The 20,627-nt window shown below is 52.4% G+C and carries 1 protein-coding gene and 1 pseudogene (1 of these 2 running past the window's edge); both read left to right on the forward strand.

Going from position 1 to position 20,627, the window contains the following annotated elements:
* On the forward strand, positions 1–17,383 hold the 3' portion of the coding sequence (locus QMK20_RS11905; RefSeq protein WP_283655875.1) for a non-ribosomal peptide synthase/polyketide synthase. The gene continues 16,592 nt to the left of window position 1, outside the view; only the last 17,383 of its 33,975 coding nucleotides appear in the window; its start codon lies off the left edge, out of view; its stop codon occupies positions 17,381–17,383.
* Positions 17,268–20,549, forward strand: a pseudogene (locus tag QMK20_RS27650) (amino acid adenylation domain-containing protein); the annotation flags it as partial. The gene QMK20_RS11905 and the pseudogene QMK20_RS27650, both read left to right, overlap by 116 nt.
* Positions 20,550–20,627 lie beyond the last annotated feature (78 nt).

Genomic DNA, 20,627 nt, shown 5'->3' on the forward strand with positions numbered 1-20,627 from the left:
GAAAATCCGGGGGTACCGGATCGAGCTGGGCGAGGTCGAATCACAGTTGTTGAAGGTGGAATCGGTACGCGAAGCGGTCGTCATGGCCCGTGCAGATGAAACAGGCCAAAAACAAATGGTGGCGTACTACGTTGCCGGGCAAGAGCTCGGAGCCAGCGAGCTGAGAAGTGAGCTGGGCCGGGAGCTGCCAAGCTATATGGTGCCATCGTACTTTGTACAGCTGGAGCAGATGCCGCTGAGTCCGAACGGCAAAATCGACCGCAAGGCACTGCCAGCACCGGAAGGTAGTCTGCAAAGCGGGGCGGATTATGAAGAGCCGCGCACCGCACCGGAACGGGCACTCGTGGCAGTCTGGCAGTCAGTACTGGGCGTGCAAACTGTCGGTATTTTGGACAATTTCTTTGATCTGGGCGGCGATTCAATCAAGGCAATTCAAATCGCATCCCGTTCGTTCCAGGCAGGCTACAAGCTGGACATGAAGTATTTGTTCCAGTATCCAACAGTCGCAACACTGGCACCGCATATGCAAGAGGTGAGCCGTATTGCAGATCAAGGAGAAGTGAGTGGGGAAACCGCTTTGCTTCCGATCCAGCACTGGTTCTTTGCACAGGAGCGCGAGCGTCCGCAGTACTTTAATCAGGCGGTCATGCTCTATAGCGCCGAGGGCTTTGATGAGACGGCGGTTCGCCGGGCAATGGATCATATCGTGAAGCACCATGATGCGTTGCGTACGGTTTTCCGTCAGGTTTCATCCGGTTACACGGCTTGGACACGCGGTGTAGATGAAGGCGCATTGTATACGCTGGAAACGGTGGATTACCGTGAACAGGCAACCTATGCGGAAGCGCTGGAAGCGAAGGCAACTGAAATTCAAAGCAGCATTTATCTGTCCGAAGGACCTCTCGTGCAACTGGGATTGTTCCGCACAGTAGAGGGCGATCATTTGCTCATAGCCATTCACCATTTGGTGATGGACGGGGTGTCGTGGCGGATTCTGTTTGAAGATTTCTCTACAGGCTACGAGCAAGCGCTGAAGGGTGAGTCTGTACGTTTGCCATATAAAACGGATTCCTTCCAAACATGGGCACGGGAGTTGTCGTCTTACGCCAACCGTCCTGAAGCTGCATCGGATGAAGTCTACTGGCAGCAGTTGGAGCAGGCCAAAGCTGATGCTGCGCCGCTGCCTAAGGATTTTGCCTATGAGGGCTCCTTGAATGCAGACAGCGAAGTGCTGACGGTGGAGTGGACCGAAGCTGAAACCCAGCAGCTGTTGAAGCAGGCACATCGCGCCTACAACACCGAGGTCAATGATTTGCTGCTGACCGCGTTAGGATTGGCGATGCATAACTGGACAGGCGCAGGACATGTGCTGGTGAATCTGGAGGGACATGGTCGGGAAGCGATCCTGCCAGAGGTGGATATTACACGTACGGTAGGCTGGTTTACGAGCTTGTATCCGGTGCTGCTGGACACGGGTGCAAATCTGACGCTGGCAGAGCGGATTAAAGACACGAAGGAAGGCCTGCGCCGGATTCCGCATAAAGGGCTGACGTATGGAACGTGGCGCTACTTGTCCCATGCGTCCGCATCGGATGAAGCGCGTGCAATTGCAGCAGAACCGGAAATCAGCTTTAACTATTTGGGTCAGGTCGATCAGGATCTGCAAAACAGCGGAATCACGTTGTCGTCCCACGGTGCAGGTGAGACAGATGATACACATTCACCGTTACTGTACACGCTGGATTTGAACGCGATGATCTCGGAAGGCATGTTGCGATTGACGATCGCTTACAGTCGTAAGCAGTATCGCAAAGAAACGCTGGAGCATGTGGCGGGACTGGTGCAAGCCGCTTTGCAAGAGGTGATTACGCATTGCGTCGCTCAGGAACAGCCGGAGTTGACTCCGAGTGATGTGTCCTTCAAAGGTCTGACGACTGGAGAGCTGGAACAAATTGCGGAACAGGCTTCACGTACAGGTGTGCTGGAAAATGTATACGCACTGACGCCTATGCAGAAGGGTATGCTCTTTTACAATCTTATGGATTCGCAATCGGGAGCTTATTTTGAGCAGGCATCCTTTGATCTGCAAGGACATTTTAATATCGCTGCTTTTGCGGCAAGCCTGGATGTATTGGTACAGCGGCATACGGCATTGCGCACGAACTTCTACAGTGGCTGGAAGGATGAACCGCTTCAGGTCGTGTACCGCAATAAGCGCAGTGAACTATATGTAGAGGACCTGCGCGATGTGGAGGAAGAGAAGCAAAACGAGTACATCCTTGAATTTACGCGTAAAGACAAGCAGAGGGGCTTTGATCTGGCGCAAGATGCTTTGATGCGTGTCGCTGTTTTGCGCACAGGTGAGGATTCGTACCGTTTTGTATGGAGTTTCCATCATATCGTGATGGACGGCTGGTGCCTGTCGCTGGTGACAAATGAAGTATTTGCGAGCTATTTTGCGATACTGGCCCATAAGCAGCCTGAGCTGGCACCTGTAACGCCGTACAGTCAATATATCGAATGGCTGGAGCAGCAGGATCGTCAGGCCGCATCAGGTTACTGGAGCAAGGTTCTGGAAGGGTATGAGGAACAGTCCCGCTTGCCACAGGCTAAAATCCAGGGTAAAACGGGATATCAGGCGAAGCGTCTGGATTTTGACTTGGGCGCAGATCTAACGGCAAGCATTCAGCGAATAGCCAATCGTTATCAGGTAACCATCAATACGTTGATGCAGACCGTTTGGGGTATTTTGCTGCAAAAATATAATGGCACAGATGATGTGGTGTTTGGCAGCGTGGTATCTGGACGTCCGGCAGAAATTCCAAATGTGGAGCACATCATTGGTTTGTTTATCAATACGATTCCTGTACGCATCAGCAGTCATGTGGATAGCTTATTCTCAGACGTGATGAAGCAAACCCAGGAGCAATCGATTGCTTCCCATGCCTATGATACGTACCCGTTGTATGAAATTCAGGGGTTGTCGGAGCTTAAGCAGGATTTGATTAATCATATTCTTATTTTTGAGAACTATCCGGTAGACGAACAAATTGAGCAATTAGGTAACGGTGATGGGTCCAGCTTCAGCATCACAGGCGTTGAGTCTGTCGAGCAGACCAACTATGACTTTAACCTGGTGGTGCTGCCGGGGAACACTATTCACATGAGCTTTGGTTATAATGCACTGGCATTTGAACGTGAAAGTGTAGAACAAATTCGAGGTCATCTGGTGCAGCTGCTGGAGCAAGTGACAGCGAAGCCAGACATTCGGGTGCAAGAGCTGGATATGTTAAGCGAGCTGGAGTACGAGCAAATTCTGGGCGTATGGGGAGATACTGCCGCCGAGTATCCAAGCGAGCAGACGATCCATGGCTTGTTCGAGACACAAACAGCACAGACACCGGAGCAGGCAGCGTTGTTCTTTGAAGGAGAGCAGTTGACCTATCGCGAGCTGAATGAACGCGCGAATCGTCTGGCTCGTACCTTGCGCAGTCAAGGCGTGACGAAGGATCGTCTAGTGGGTCTGATGACTGAGCGTTCGGTAGACATGATTGTGGGCATCTTCGGGATTTTGAAAGCCGGGGGCGCATATGTGCCAATTGATCCGACGTATCCAGAGGAGCGTATCCGCTACATGCTGGATGACTCAGGGGCAGAGCTGTTGTTGACGCAAAGCCATCTGGTGGACAAAGCAGCTTTTGACGGCAACGTGCTGGTGCTGGATGGAGATCAAACGGTGTATCACGAGGATGGTTCCAATCTGGAGCCGTTGTCCGGTCCAAACGATCTGGCGTATGTGATTTATACGTCGGGTACGACGGGGCAGCCGAAGGGCGTTATGCTGGAGCATCACGGGCTGTGCAATCTGAAAACGTATTTTGATCAGACACTTCGGATCAGCACGTCGGATCATGCGTTATTGTTCGCCAGCTATTCGTTTGATGCGGCTTGCTGGGAAATCTTCCAGGCGCTGTTCTGCGGAGCCACGTTGTATGTGCCAACGTCAGAGACGATTTTGAACTACGAGCGGTTTGAGCAATATATGGCGGATCATCACATTACCGTGGCAGCCTTACCGCCGACCTATGCGGTATATCTGGAGCCGGAACGGATGCCAAACCTACGTATTCTGTTCACTGCCGGTTCAGCATCATCAACAGAGCTGGTATACAAGTGGAAGGACCAGGTGGCGTACTACAATGGCTACGGTCCAACGGAAAACTCGGTAGCGACGTCGATCTGGCCAGTATCCGAGGATGAGAGAGCAGGCCAACTGATTTCCATCGGACGCCCTGTGCCGAATCACCGGGTATACATGTTGGATGTGCATGGACATTTGGCTCCGGTAGGCGTAGCGGGTGAGCTGTGCGTGTCCGGTCCGGGTCTGGCCCGTGGTTATCTGGATCGTCCAGAGCTGACGGCTGAGAAATTTGTACCGAATCCGTTTGCGGCTGGCGAAGCGGGCTATGAACGGATGTATCGTACGGGTGACTTGGCGAGATGGATGCCGGATGGCAATATCGAATATTTAGGCCGGATCGACCATCAGGTGAAAATCCGGGGCTACCGGATCGAGCTGGGCGAGGTTGAGGCCCAAATGCTGAAAGTGGAAGATGTGCAAGAGGTCATCGTACTGGCCCAGGCGGACGAGCAGGGGCAAAACCAACTGGTGGCGTACTATGTTGCCGAACGGGACGTGAACGCAGGAGAGCTTCGCAGCTTACTGGGCGAGGAGCTTCCAAATTACATGGTGCCTTCGTATTTCATCCAGTTGGAACAGATGCCACTAACACCGAACGGTAAGATCGACCGCAAGGCACTGCCGGCACCGGAAGGCAGCCTGCAAAGCGGAGCGGATTATATAGAGCCGCGTACAGCGCTGGAGCAGACTTTGGTTTCCATTTGGCAGGCCGTATTAGGGGCAAAGAGAGTCGGGATTTTGGATAATTTCTTTGATCTGGGTGGAGATTCGATCAAAGCGATCCAGGTATCCTCCCGTTTGCTGCAAGCTGGCTACAAGCTGGAAATGAAGGATCTGTTCCAATATCCTTCCGTATCGCTGCTGAGTGGTCATGTCCACAAGGTCAGCCGTACAGCCGATCAGCGTGCGGTTTCGGGAGCGGTCAAGCTGACCCCGATTCAGCAATGGTTCTTTGGACAATTTTTAGCAGAGCCGCATTATTTCAATCAGTCGGTGATGCTGTATAGAGAGCAAGGCTTCGATGAAGCCGCATTGCATCAAACGGTGACCAAGGTGACCGAGCATCATGATGCGCTGCGCATGGTCTTCCGTCAGACCGAACAGGGCTATGAAGCGAGGAATCGTGGCTTGAACGAAGGCAAGTTCTATAGTCTGGACGTTGTTGATTTGACGGGCAACGAAGACGCTGCGGACGTGGTGAAGGCCATTGAAGAGAAAGCGAATGCTATTCAAAGTTCCATTCGTCTGGACGAGGGACCACTGGTCAAGCTGGGGCTGTTCCATTGCACGGACGGAGATCATTTACTGATTGCGATCCACCATTTGGTCGTAGACGGCATTTCATGGCGGATTGTGTTTGAGGATTTTGCCACCGGATATGAGCAGGCGGTTCGGGGAGAAGCGATTCGTCTGCCATATAAAACGGACTCTTTCTCCGCTTGGGCAGAGCGCTTGTCTCAATATGCGAATAGTCCGGCCATCGAAAACGAACGCGAATATTGGCAGCATCTCGCCCAAATGGAATTCGCATCGTTGCCTAAGGATCAAGAGAGCACGGAAGGACAGCATTCTCTGATAAGAGACAGTGAGACTGTGACCGTGGCTTGGAGCGAGCAGGAAACACGACTACTGCTTCAGGAAGCACACCGTGCGTATAACACAGAGGTCAATGATCTGCTGTTAACCGCACTGGGTACAGCGTTATACAACTGGAGCGGTCAGGAGCGTGTGCTGGTCAACCTGGAAGGACATGGCCGGGAAGCCATTATTCCAGATATCGACATCACACGTACAGTGGGCTGGTTTACGAGCCAATATCCGCTGCTGCTCGATGTTGACGGTAAGGCAGAAGTTGGTCAGCGAATCAAACGGGTGAAGGAAGATCTGCGTCATGTGCCACATAAGGGCATTAGCTACGGTATTTTGAAATATATGTCTCAGCATGCTGCCAATCCTTCCTTGACCTTGCAGCCTGAAATTAGCTTTAACTATTTGGGGCAATTTGATCAGGATTTGGAAAATGGTGATATCACTCTGTCTTCACATACAGGTGGAGAGCCGATGAGTGACAATACCGCTCTGGAGCATCCACTGAATGTGAACGGGATGATTACAGCAGGCGTGCTCACGTTGGAAATTCGCTATGACAGCAAGGTATATCATCAACATAACGTGGAAAAATTTGCACAATTGCTGCAGGAGAGCTTGCAGGAAGTGATCGTTCATTGTGCCTCCAAAGAGCGGAGTGAGCTAACACCAAGCGATGTATTGTTCAAGGGCTTGACGTTGGAGCAGCTGGAACAATTGACGGAGCAAATGGCTGCTGTGGGTGAACTGGAAAATGTTTATGCTCTCTCGCCTATGCAGAAGGGGATGCTTTTCCATAGCTTGATGGAGCCGGAATCAGGCGCATACTTCCAGCAAGCGTCGTTTGATCAAAAAGGCAGCTTTGATGTTGCTGTTTTCCGGAAGAGTCTTGATCTACTGACACAGCGTCATGAGGCGCTGCGGACGAATTTCCATATGTTTGAGACAGGGCACAGTGAGGAGCCATTACAGATCGTGTTCCGTCACAAAGATAGCGACCTTTCCTTCAAGGATTTACGTGGAATGCAGGAAGCGGAGCAAAAGGCGTATATCCATGCGTTCAAGCAGGAGGACCAGGCCCGGGGCTTTAATCTCGGTACCGATGCGCTCATGCGCGTACAGGTGTTGCAGACAAATGAAGAAACGTATCATTTGGTGTGGAGCTTCCATCACATTGTCATGGACGGCTGGTGCTTGTCGCTAGTTACAGGTGAAGTGTTCGGTACGTACTTTGCGCTGGTGGAGCAGAAGCAGCCGAAGCTTGCTAATATCACCCCATATGGCCAATATATCGAATGGCTGGAGCGTCAGGATGAACGTGCGGCAAAAGATTATTGGAGCAGCTATTTGGCGGGCTTTGAACAGCAGACTTTGCTACCTGGCTCGGATGCTTCATCAAAAGATCAAGCCGTGGACAGCAGGGAAAATGCTCTATCCACTACAGCTAGTGAAACCAGCGAATATATTTCTGAAAAAATAACGGTGGAGCTGGATCAAACGTGGAGCGAAGCCATGTACCGGATTGCGAAGCAGCAGCAGGTGACGATTAATACGCTGATGCAAAGCGTGTGGGGCCTTATTTTGCAGAAATATAACAACAATGAGGATGTTATTTTCGGTAGTGTCGTATCTGGACGCCCGACAGATATTGCTGGTGTAGAGAATATGATCGGTTTGTTCATTAATACGATACCAGTTCGGATTCAAAGTGAACGGAATGCCACTTTTGTGGAGGTTATGCGGAAAACGCAGGAGCAGGCACTGGCCTCAGGAGTATACGACAGTTTCCCGCTGTATGAGATTCAGGCGCTGACGGAGCAGAAGCAAAATCTGATTAACCACATTATGGTGTTTGAAAACTATCCGGTAGAGCAGCAGGTGGAGCAGCTTGGCGAAGTTCGTCCGTCCGCTTTTGAAATTACGAATGTAGAGGTTGTCGAGCAAACGAATTATGATCTGGACTTGATTGTGATGCCTGATGAAGTCTTCAGCATCATGTTCAGATATAACGCTAATGTGTACGATCGGGCTACCGTGGAGCGTATGCAAGGACATGTATTGCATGTGATTGAGCAAATCGTGAACAATCCGCATATCCGTGTGAATGAGCTGGAATTGGTAACACCGGAAGAACAAGCGCAGATTGTTCAGGTTTGGGGAGCTACGGCGGCAGCTTATCCGCAGGGTCAGACGTTAAGTGCGCTGTTCGAGGAACAGGCGGCACGAACACCGGATCAGGTGGCGGTGCTGTTTGGAGCAGAGACGTTGACCTACGGTGAACTGAACGAGCGGGCCAACCGTCTCGCACGCACCCTGCGTGCGGAAGGCGTTGAACCGGATCAGCCGGTAGGCATTTTAGTACAGCGCTCGCTGGAAATGATCGTAGGCATCTATGCGATCCTCAAGGCAGGTGGAGCCTACGTGCCGATTGATCCGGAATATCCGGCGGACCGTATTCGCTTTATGCTGGAAGACTCGGGAGCGAAGCTGGTATTGACGCAATCGCATTTGGCCGAGCAAGCGTCGCTGAGCTTCGACGGCAAGGTGCTGGTGCTGGATCGTCCGGTGCAGGGTGGCAAGGACATGTACCACGAAGACGGCTCGAATCTGGAGCCACTGGCTGGTCCGCGTCATGTAGCCTATGTCATCTACACCTCCGGCTCGACTGGAAAACCGAAGGGCGTTATGGTTGAGCACCATTCCGTGCTGAACCGGATTTTGTGGATGCATGACCGTTACGGCTTGAGTGCAGAGGATACGATCCTGCAAAAGACTGCCTTCACATTCGACGTGTCGGTGTGGGAGCTGTTCTGGTGGTCGATGGTTGGCTCGAAGGTGAGTCTGCTGTCGGTTGGCGGGGAAAAGAATCCGGAGGACATCGTAGACACGATTGCCCGCGATAGCGTAAGCACGATGCACTTTGTGCCTGCGATGCTGCATGCATTCCTGGAGTATGTGGAGCAGCAGCCGCAGGAAGTAATGCAAGCGAAGCTGGGAACACTACGCCATATATTTGCCAGCGGGGAAGCGTTGCCGCCGCAGCATGTGGCGCGGTTCCAACGACTCGTGTCAGGTATCGCTGGAGCGAAGCTGATCAACCTGTATGGCCCAACCGAAGCGACGGTGGACGTATCGTACTTTGATTGCGAGCCGACGGAGGAATATACCGTCATTCCAATCGGAAAACCGATTCAGAACATCCGTCTGTACATCGTGAAGGAAGGCACGGAGCAATTGCAGCCGATCGGGGTTGCAGGGGAACTGTGCATCGGCGGTGTAGGCGTAGCACGCGGCTATCTGAACCGTCCAGAGCTGACGGCAGAGAAATTCGTTGCCGATCCGTTTGCGGATGGCGAAGCAGGCTATGAGCGGATGTACCGCACGGGCGATTTGGCGAGATGGATGCCGGACGGCAACATCGAGTACTTGGGCCGGATCGACCATCAGGTGAAAATCCGGGGGTACCGGATCGAGCTGGGTGAGGTCGAATCGCAGTTGTTGAAGGTGGAGTCGGTACGCGAAGCCGTAGTCATGGCTCGTGCGGACGAAACAGGCCAAAAACAAATGGTAGCGTACTACGTCGCGGGTCAAGAGCTCGGAGCCAGCGAGCTGAGAAGTGAGCTGGGCCGGGGGCTGCCAAGCTATATGGTGCCATCGTACTTTGTACAACTGGAGCAGATGCCACTGAGTCCGAACGGCAAAATCGACCGCAAGGCACTGCCAGCACCGGAAGGCAGCCTGCAAAACGAAGCGGATTATGTTGCACCGCGGACGTGGGTGGAAGTGAAGCTGGCGCAAATTTGGCAGGATGTGCTGGGCTTGGCGCAGGTCGGCGTGAAGGAAAACTTCTTTGAGATTGGCGGACATTCGCTGCGTGCGACGACACTGGCCTCGAAGATTCACAAGGAGCTGAACAAGCCGCTTCCATTGCGGAGTATTTTTGAAGCACCAACGATTGAACAACTGGCAGCAGTTCTGGAAAGTCTGGATCAAGTGGCGTATGCGTCCATTCCGGTGACGGAAGCCCGTGATTTCTACCCGTTATCCTCGGCGCAAAAACGACTGTATGTGCTGCATCAGTTCGACCCGAATGATGTGAATTACAACATGCCGTCGGTGCTGCAAGTGAGTGGCCCGCTGGACGTGAAACGAGTAGAAGATGTGTTCCGTCAACTGATCGCCCGCCATGCGACCTTGCGTACCCGCTTTGAGCTGATGTACAGTGAGCCGATGCAATGGATTGAGGACACAGTGCCGTTCGAGGTGGAATATGCAAAGATTCAGGCAGAGGATACGACTACTACGGATACAGACACGATGGTCAGCAAGGAAACGAGAGAGCGGGTGCGACGCTTTGTCCGTCCGTTCGATCTGGAAGCTGCGCCGCTGCTGCGGGTAGGCTTGGTGGACCTTGGCGTACAAGGAGTGGAGCAAGAACCGCAGCATTTGCTCATGCTCGACATGCATCATATCGTTTCGGATGGTGTGTCCATGGAGGTACTGACCGATGAATTTGTTCGCTTGTATGACGGTGAAGAGCTGTCGCCATTGCGGATTCAGTACAAGGATTATGCGGTATGGCAGCAAAGCGAAGCCCATCAGGAGTGGATGCAGCGTCAGGAAGCGTACTGGCTCGACACCTTCCGAGGCGAACTGCCTGTGCTGGATCTGGCAACCGACTTTGCCCGTCCGGCGATGCAGAGTACAGCAGGAAATACGATCGAATTCGGACTGGAGCGTGAAGTTAGCGAACGTCTGAAAGAGCTGGCCGCACAAACAGGCGCAACACTGTATATGGTGCTGCTGGCGGCGTACACCGCGCTCTTGCATAAATACACGGGCCAAGAGGACATCGTGGTTGGAACGCCGATTGCCGGAAGACCGCATGCGGAACTGGAGAGCCTGGTAGGTGTATTCATCAACACGTTGGCGATCCGTAATTATCCGTCTGGCGACAAATCATATCTTGATTATCTGCAAGAGGTCAAAGAGCATGCGCTCAGTGCTTATGAGCATCAAGACTATCCTTTTGAAGAGCTGGTTGAGAAGCTGAATTTAACGCGGGATACAAGTCGAAATGCGCTGTTTGACACGATGTTTGAGTTGAAAACATTGGAGCAGCAGGAGTTGCAGTTGGAAGGTCTTACTCTAAATTCGTATCCGATGGAAAATAATACTGCCAAATTTGATTTGACTCTGGATGCAGTGGAGCAGCCGGAAGGTATTCTGTGCAGTCTGGAATACAGCACGGCGCTGTATAAGCCTGAAACCATCGCACGATTGGCCAAGCATTTTACCGAGCTCGTTCGTGCGATTACACTTGATCCGCAGCAGCCACTGGCAGCTTTGGATATGGTAACCGTGGAGGAAAAAGCACAAATCATCTACGGTTTTGGAGATGTGGGGGTATCGGAGGTTGCTGCTGTTGAAGCAGGAGCCCTGTTCCATACCTTTGTGGAAGAACAGGCGCAGCTTGTACCGGATCACGTGGCGGTTGTGTACGAGGAGCAACAACTTACGTACCGCAAACTGAACGAGCGTGCGAACCAATTGGCTCGTAGATTGAGAAATGAAGGCATTGGACGCGAGTCGATTGTCGGCATCTTGAGCGAACGTTCGGTAGACATGCTGGTCGGCGTACTGGCGGTGTGGAAGGCTGGAGGCGCATATGTGCCGCTGGATGCAGACTATCCGTCAGAACGTATTCGTTTCATGCTGGAGGACAGCGGTGCTACGGTACTGTTGACCCAAACAGGCTTGCAGGAGCGTGCGCAGGTATGGCTGGAGGAAAGCCGAGGGGCCTTGGCCGGAGGGAAGTCTGAGGGCCAACTGGAAACGGCGGTTAGCGCTGAGACGGTGGAATCAGATACCCTCCATGGAGACCTGAGTTTAACATTAGACTCGCCATCTGACAGTAAAGCAACATCCGAACCAGCAACTGGACTGTGCTTGCAGACAATGCTGGCGTTGGATGATGAGTCGCTGTACACCGGAGACACCACGGATATCGAACCTATCAATGAACCGCAGGATCTGGCGTATGTGATCTACACCTCCGGAACAACGGGACGTCCGAAGGGAGTCATGATCGAGCATCGCAGCTTGGTGAATACGGCTGCGGCGTATCGCCGGGATTACCGTCTGAACCAGTTCCCGGTACGGCTGCTGCAGCTGGCGAGCTTCTCCTTCGACGTATTCGTCGGGGATATCGCACGGGCGCTCTATAACGGCGGAACGATGGTGATTTGTCCGAAAGACGACCGGATTGATCTCAGCCGTCTGTATGACTGGATTCACGATTATCAGATTACGGTGTTTGAATCGACACCAGCTCTGATCGTACCGTTCATGCAGCATGTGCATGAACAGGGACTGGACATGAGCAGTCTGGAGCTACTCATCACCAGCTCGGATAGCTGCAATGTGGCGGATTACCGAGTGCTGCAAGAGCGGTTTGGCGCAGCTACTCGGATTATTAACAGCTATGGCGTAACGGAAGCGGCGATTGACTCCAGCTTCTACGACGAAGAGCTATCGAAGCTGCCAAGCAGCGGCAGTGTGCCGATTGGTCAGGCGTGGCTGAATGCACGTTTTTATATCGTGGACAGCCAATTGAATCCAGTACCTATCGGCGTACTGGGCGAGCTATGCATTGGCGGAGCTGGGGTAGCGCGTGGGTACCTGAACCGTGCGGATCTGACGGCCGAGAAATTCGTCGCGAATCCGTATGTGCCGGGTGAACGATTGTACCGCACAGGCGATTTGGCGCGGTGGATGCCGGACGGAAATGTGGACTTTATCGGCCGGATGGACTATCAAGTCAAAATCCGGGGCTACCGGATTGAACTGGGCGAGGTGGAAGCGCAGCTGCTGACCGTGGATGGTATTGAAAAAGCGATGGTCACCGCCTGGGAAAACGAAGATGGCAACAAGGACCTGTGTGCGTATCTCGTAGCCTCAGAGGCATTGAGCTTGCCGGAGCTACGCAATGCGCTGCAGCCAAAGCTGCCGGGCTATATGATCCCGACGTATGTCGTACAACTGGATCATTTCCCGCTGACACCTAACGGAAAAATCGACCGCAAAGCGTTGCCTGCGCCGGAAGCACGCTTGGGAGGTACGGAGTACGCTGCACCGCGGACATTGCTGGAAGAGCAACTGGTACGTATCTGGCAAAGTGTGCTGAATCATTCGCAGATAGGCATTAAGGATAACTTCTTTGAAGTGGGAGGACATTCTCTGCGTGCTACAACACTGGTGGCGAAAATTCATCAGGAGCTGCATCACAAGCTGGCGCTGCGAGATATTTTCCAATATCCGACGATTGAGCAACTGGTACAGGTGATGGGTGAACATCAGACACAGCACACGTATGTATCCATACCTGTTGTGGAGGAGCGCGCATATTATCCAGTTTCCTCGGCGCAAAAACGGATGTATGTTTTGAGTCATCTGGAAGGTGGAGAGGTTAGCTACAACATGCCGGAAGCTTTGATTATTGAAGGTTCCCTGGATAAAACGCGACTGGAGCAAGCCTTCCGTCAGCTGATTGCCCGTCATGAAACCCTGCGAACCAGATTCGATATGGTGGATGGCGAGGTTGTTCAACGTATTGAACCAAATGTCGAATTCAACGTCGAGCATGTGCGTGCAAGCGAAGAAGAGACACAGCAGTATGCACTGGACTTTGTACGTGCATTTGATCTCGCGCAAGCACCGTTGCTGCGGGTTCAGTTGGTAGAAAACGGACCGCAACGTCACGTTATGCTCTATGACATGCACCATATTATTTCGGATGGCGTTACTGAGGGAATTATCGTGCAGGAGCTTTCTCAATTGTATGCAGGCAAGGAGCTGCTGCCGCTTCGCATCCAGTACAAGGACTATGCCGTTTGGCAGCATGCAGATATGCAAAGTGAACGTCTTCATGAGCAAGAAAGCTATTGGCTGAAAACCATGGCTGGTGAAATTCCGGCGCTGGATATGCCAACAGATTTTGCAAGACCAGCCGTACAGCGTCTGGAAGGAACTCGATTGGATTTTGCCATCAGCATGGAGGACAGCGAGCAGTTGAAGCAGCTGGCCGCTCAAACCGGATCAACCTTGTACATGGTGTTGCTTGCAGCGTATAGCACGCTCTTGCATAAATATTCGGGGCAGGAGGACATTATCGTCGGAACGCCGATTGCGGGAAGACCACATGCGGAGTTGGGGGGCCTGATAGGCGTATTCCTTAACACGCTGGCGATCCGCAATTATCCATCTGGCGAGAAAACGTTCCTTGATCATCTGCGAGAGGTCAAAGAGCATGCGCTCAGTGCCTATGAGCATCAAGACTATCCTTTTGAAGAGCTGGTTGAAAAGCTGAATTTGACACGGGATACGAGCCGAAATGCGCTGTTTGACACGATGTTTGAGTTGAAAACATTTGAGCAGCAGGAGTTGGAGCTGGAAGGTCTGACCTTAAAGCCGTATCCGACGGAAAATAATACTGCCAAATTTGATTTGACTCTGGATGCAGTGGAGCAGCCGGAAGGTATCCTGTGCAGTCTGGAATACAGCACGGCGCTGTACAAGCCTGAAACCATCGCGCGATTGGCCAAGCATTTTACCGAACTTGTTCGTGCCATTACACTTCATCCACAGCAGCCACTGGCAGCTTTGGATATGGTAACCGTCGAGGAAAAAGCACAAATCATCTACGGTTTTGGAGATGTGGGGGTATCGGATGTTGCTGCCGTTGAAGCAGGAGCCCTGTTCCATACCTTTGTGGAGGAACAGGCGCAGCTTGTACCGGATCACGTGGCGGTTGTGTACGAGGAGCAACAGCTTACGTACCGCAAACTGAACGAGCGTGCGAACCAGTTGGCTCGTAGATTGCGAAATGAAGGCATTGAACGCGAGTCGATTGTCGGCATCTTGAGCGAACGCTCGGTGGATATGCTGGTCGGCGTACTGGCGGTATGGAAGGCAGGAGGCGCGTATGTGCCGCTGGATGCCGATTATCCGTCAGAACGTATTCGTTTCATGCTGGAGGACAGCGGTGCGACGGTACTCTTGACTCAAACAGGCTTGCAGGAGCGTGCGCAGGGATGGCTGGAGGAAAACAAAGCAACATCCGAACCAGCAACAGGACTGCGTCTGCATACCGTACTGGCGTTGGACGATGAGTCGCTGTACACCGGGGATACTGCGGATATCGAGCATATCAACGAGCCGCAGGATCTGGCGTATGTGATCTACACCTCCGGAACAACGGGACGTCCGAAGGGAGTCATGATTGAGCATCGGAGCTTGGTGAATACGGCTGCGGCGTATCGGCGGGATTACCGTCTGAACCAATTCCCGGTACGATTGCTGCAACTGGCAAGCTTCTCCTTTGACGTATTCGTCGGGGATATCGCACGGGCGCTCTATAACGGCGGAACAATGGTCATCTGCCCGAAAGACGACCGGATTGATCCGAGCCGTCTATACAGCTGGATTCGTGACTATCAGGTTACGGTGTTCGAATCGACACCGGCCTTGATCGTACCATTCATGCAGCATGTGCATGAACACGGACTGGACATGAGCAGTCTGGAGCTGCTGATCACCAGCTCGGATAGCTGTAGCGTGACAGATTACCGGGTGCTACAAGAACGATTTGGTGCAGATATTCGCATCATTAACAGCTACGGCGTAACGGAAGCAGCGATTGACTCCAGCTTCTATGACGAAGAGCTATCGAAGCTGCCAAGCAGCGGCAGTGTGCCGATTGGTCAGGCGTGGCTGAATGCACGTTTTTATATCGTGGACAGCCAATTGAATCCGGTACCTATCGGCGTACTGGGCGAGCTATGCATTGGCGGAGCCGGGGTAGCACGCGGGTACCTGAACCGTGCCGACCTGACGGCCGAGAAATTCGTGGCGAATCCGTACGTGCCGGGTGAACGATTGTATCGCACAGGTGACCTGGCACGGTGGATGCCGGACGGGAACGTGGACTTTATCGGCCGGATGGACTATCAGGTCAAAATCCGGGGCTACCGGATTGAGCTGGGCGAGATCGAAACCGTGATCCAGCGGGTGCCGGGTGTGCGTCAAGCGGTCGTGATCGACCGGACAGATGAGCGTGGGCACAAGTATTTGTGCGGCTATATCACGGGAGAAGCGGAGCTGCGGATCGAGGAGGTACAGGCTGAGCTGGAAGCAGGACTGCCGACACACATGGTGCCAGCACGCTTGATGCGACTGGAGACGATCCCGCTGACGAGCAACGGCAAAATCGACCGTAAGGCGTTGCCGGATCCGGAAGGCAGCATCCATACAGGTGCAGCCTATGTGGCACCGCGTACAACGGTCGAGCAGGTACTGGCTTCGGTATGGGCAGGGGTGCTCGGCGTGGAAGCGGTAGGCACGCAGGATAACTTCTTCGAGCTGGGCGGCGATTCGATCAAGGCCCTGCAGGTATCGTCCCGATTGCTGCAAGCAGGCTATCGACTGGACATGAAAGACCTGTTCAGCAATCCAACGGTGTCTGCATTGGCGCTGAAAGTCCAATCTGTGACAAGATTGGCAGATCAGAGCGAAGTGGTGGGCGCTGTGAAGCTGACACCAGTTCAACAATGGTTCTTTGAGCAAAACCTGACGGATGCTCATCACCATAACCAGTCCATCATGCTGCATAGCAAGGACGGTTTTGATGAAACGGCATTGCGTACAGCGATGGAGCAAATGGTTAGCCATCACGACGCGCTGCGTACCATTTTCCGTCCTACCGATCACGGATACGAAGCATGGAGCCGTGCGATTGGTGAGGGTAAGCTGTACACGCTGGAGCAGACGGACTTCCGCAATGAGACTGAGGTGTCTGCGGCCATTGAGGCCAAAGCGAATGAAATTCAAGCTGGAATTGATTTGAGTGAAGGACCGCTGGTGAAGCTGGGGCTGTTCCATTGCCCAGATGGAGACCATTTGCTGATTGCGATTCATCACTTAGTGGTGGACACCGTATCCTGGCGCATTTTGTTCGAGGATATTACAACAGCCTATGAGCAGGCATTGAACGGACAAGCGATTCGTCTTCCGTACAAAACGGATTCGTTCCGCACCTGGGCTGATGGACAATCTCAATATGCGAACGGTCCGGAAATTGCAGCGGAACTCACATTCTGGCAAGAAATTGAACAGGGAATGTATGAGCCGCTTCCAAAAGACCAGCCACAGTCCTATTCCTTAAATAGAGACAGCGATATCGTTACTGCCACGTGGACAGCTCAGGAAACGGAGCAGCTGTTAAAACAGGCGCATCGTGCCTACAACACGGATATGAATGATTTGCTGCTTACAGCATTAGGAATGACGATTCATCGCTGGGCTGGCATTGGACGAGTGCTCGTCAACCTGGAAGGTCATGGACGGGGAGTCCATTTTGCCAGAGCTGGATATTACTCGCACCGTCGGCTGGTTCACGACTCAATTCCCGGTTGTGCTGGATATGAGCGTGGGACAAGACCTTTCACAGTGCATCAAACATGTGAAGGAAGGGCTGCGTCGCATTCCGCAAAAGGGTATCGGCTACGGTATTTTGAGATACCTGTCCGCCGCACGTGAGCAAGAGCGTTTTGTAACCGAGCCTGAAATCAGCTTTAACTATTTGGGACAATTTGATCAAGATATGCAAAATCAATCCATTGACGTATCTCCTTACTCCAGCGGTGAAGAGCTTGGCGCACATGCAGCCAGATCGCACACGCTAGACATGAATGGAATGATTTCGGAAGGCGAACTGCAATTGACGATCAGCTACAGCAATCAGGAATATCGCCGAGAAACGATGGAGCAGCTAGCCGAGGAGTTCAGAACCAGCTTGCGGGAAATCATTGCGCATTGCGCAGGCCGCAAACAACAGGAGCTGACTCCAAGCGATGTAATGCTTAAAAATGTAACCATGGCTGAGCTGGATCAATTGGTAGAGCGGACTCGTGACATTGGCGAACTGGAAAATGTATATGCGTTAACGCCGATGCAAAAAGGTATGCTGTTCCATAATCTGATGGATGCAAAGTCAGGTGCTTATTTTGAACAAACGACATTTGATTTGCGCGGACGCTTCCAAGCGGATATTTTCCAAGATAGCTTGAATCATTTGGCGCAGCGGCATGAGATTTTTAGAGCTAATTTCTACAGTGGTTGGCAGGATGAGCCGGTGCAGGTCATTTTCCGCCGCAAGGATATTGGTTTCAAATATGAGGATCTGCGTCATTTGGCTAAGCAGGAGCGTGACGCGTACGTGAAGGAATTTATTCGCAAAGACAAGGCAGCCGGATTCGATTTGTCCCAGGATGCATTGATGCGCGTGGCGATTTTACGAACAGGTGATGAGGATTATTATTTTGTGTGGAGCTCTCATCACATCTTGATGGATGGCTGGTGTGTGGCGTTGGTAACGGATGAGGTGTTTGAGGCTTATTTTGCAGCCGTCGAGCATAGAGAACCGAAGCTTGCCCCAGTTACTCCGTACAGTCAATATATTGAGTGGCTTGAAGCACAGGATGTAGAGGCTGCATCTTCATACTGGAAGGATTATTTGCTCGACTATGATCAGCAAACTTCGATTCCGACCGGAAAAGTAGGCGTGAAAGCGGAAGGTGCACAATTTGAGCATGTGCTGTGCGATCTGGGCAAGGATTTGACAGGCCGCATTGAAATGGTTGCCAAGGAGCACCACGTGACCACGAATACATTACTGCAAACGGCATGGGGCTTGCTGCTTCAAAAGTACAACGGTAGTGATGACGCTGTTTTTGGCGGTGTAGTGTCGGGTCGTCCGGCTGATATTTCGGGTATTGAAAATATGGTGGGCTTGTTCATTAACACCATTCCAGTACGTATCCGTAGTGGAGCTGAGGATACATTTGCCGACATGATCAGAGCGAATCAGAAGCAGGCGCTGGCTTCTCAAGCTTATGAAACGTATCCGCTATATGAAATTCAAGCCTTAAGCGAGCAAAAGCAAGACTTGATCAACCACATTATCGTGTTCGAAAACTATCCGGTGGAGGAGCAGGTCGAGCAACTTGGCGAAGGTGCAGAATCGGATTTTGAAATTAGCAACGCAGGTATGATTGAACAAACCAACTATGATTTCAATTTGCTCGTCATTCCGCTGGAAGCGATGAAAATCCGATTTGAATACAATGCGAAGCTCTATGATCGTGAAGCCGTTGAACGGACTCAGAGCCATCTGGTGCAGCTGCTGGAGCAAGTGACAGCGAAGCCAGACATTCAAGTGCATGAGTTGGATGTTTTAAGTGAGCAGGAGCGCGAGCAAATTCTGGGCGTATGGGGAGATACAGCCGTCAAGTATCCAAGGGAGCAAACGATCCATGGCTTGTTCGAAACACAAGCAGCGCAGACACCGGAGCAGGCAGCGTTGTTCTTCGAAGGAGAGCAGTTGACCTATCGCGAGCTGAATGAACGCGCGACTCGTCTGGCTCGTACTCTGCGCAATCAAGGCGTGACGAAGGATCGCCTGGTGGGACTGATGACCGAGCGTTCGGTAGACTTGATCGTGGGTATCTTAGGCATTTTGAAAGCCGGGGGTGCATATGTTCCGATCGATCCGACGTATCCAGAGGAGCGTATCCGCTACATGCTGAATGACTCGGGGGCAGAGCTGTTGTTGACGCAAAGCCATCTGCTGGACAAAGCTGCTTTTAATGGCAACGTGCTGGTGTTGGATGGGGCACAGGGTGTGTACCACGAGGATGGCTCCCATCTAGAGCCGTTGTCTGGTCCGAACGACCTTGCGTATGTGATTTATACGTCGGGTACGACGGGCCAGCCAAAGGGCGTCATGGTAGAACACCGTAATGTTGTACGTTTGGTGAAAAATACTAACTATGCGCAGTTGGATGCCGACACGCGCATTTTGCAGACTGGGGCTATTGTCTTCGACGCATCCACCTTTGAAATTTGGGGTGCGCTATTGAATGGTGGACAGCTGGTGCTGGTAAGTCAGGATGTCATTTTGGACGGGCCTAAGCTTAAGGAAGCTGTTCGCAATCATGGCATTACCACGATGTGGCTGACCGCGCCGCTCTTTAACCAGCTGTCCCAGCAGGATCTTGATCTGTTTGAGGGGGTACGGGAGCTGTTGGTCGGTGGTGATGTGCTGTCTGTACCGCATATTAACCGGGTAATGATAGCCCATCCGAACCTGCAGATTATTAACGGCTACGGCCCGACCGAAAATACGACCTTCTCCACAACACATACGATTACTGGCGTGCAATCAGGATCGGTACCAATTGGCAGACCGATCCATAACTCGACGGCGTATGTCGTGGACCGTTCGATGCGGCTCCAGCCTATCGGGGTATGGGGAGAACTGATCGTGGGCGGTGACGGGGTGGCACGTGGATACCTCAACCGTCCGGATCTGACGGCCGAAAAGTTCATCGACAGCCCGTTCCGCAGCGGAGAACGCTGCTATCGCACAGGCGACCTAGTACGCTTGAATGTGGACGGGACCCTGGAATATAAGGGACGGATCGACGCACAGGTGAAAATTCGCGGCTACCGGATCGAGCTGGGCGAGGTAGAAACCCAGCTGCTGAAGCTGGAGGCGGTGCGAGAAGCTGTGGTCATCGCACGAGAAGATGAGCAAGGGCAGAAGCAGCTCTGCGCTTATGTGGTCACCGATGAGGAAGTTGTGGCAAGTGAGCTACGCAGCGCTTTAAGCCAGGAGCTGCCAGGCTACATGATGCCGTCATATTTCATCCACTTGGAGCAGGTGCCGCTGACACCAAACGGTAAAATCGACCGCAAAGCACTACCGGCACCAGAGGTCAGT

The sequence above is a fragment of the Paenibacillus sp. RC334 genome (assembly GCF_030034735.1).
In the GTDB taxonomy this organism is placed as follows: Bacteria; Bacillota; Bacilli; order Paenibacillales; family Paenibacillaceae; genus Paenibacillus; species Paenibacillus terrae_A.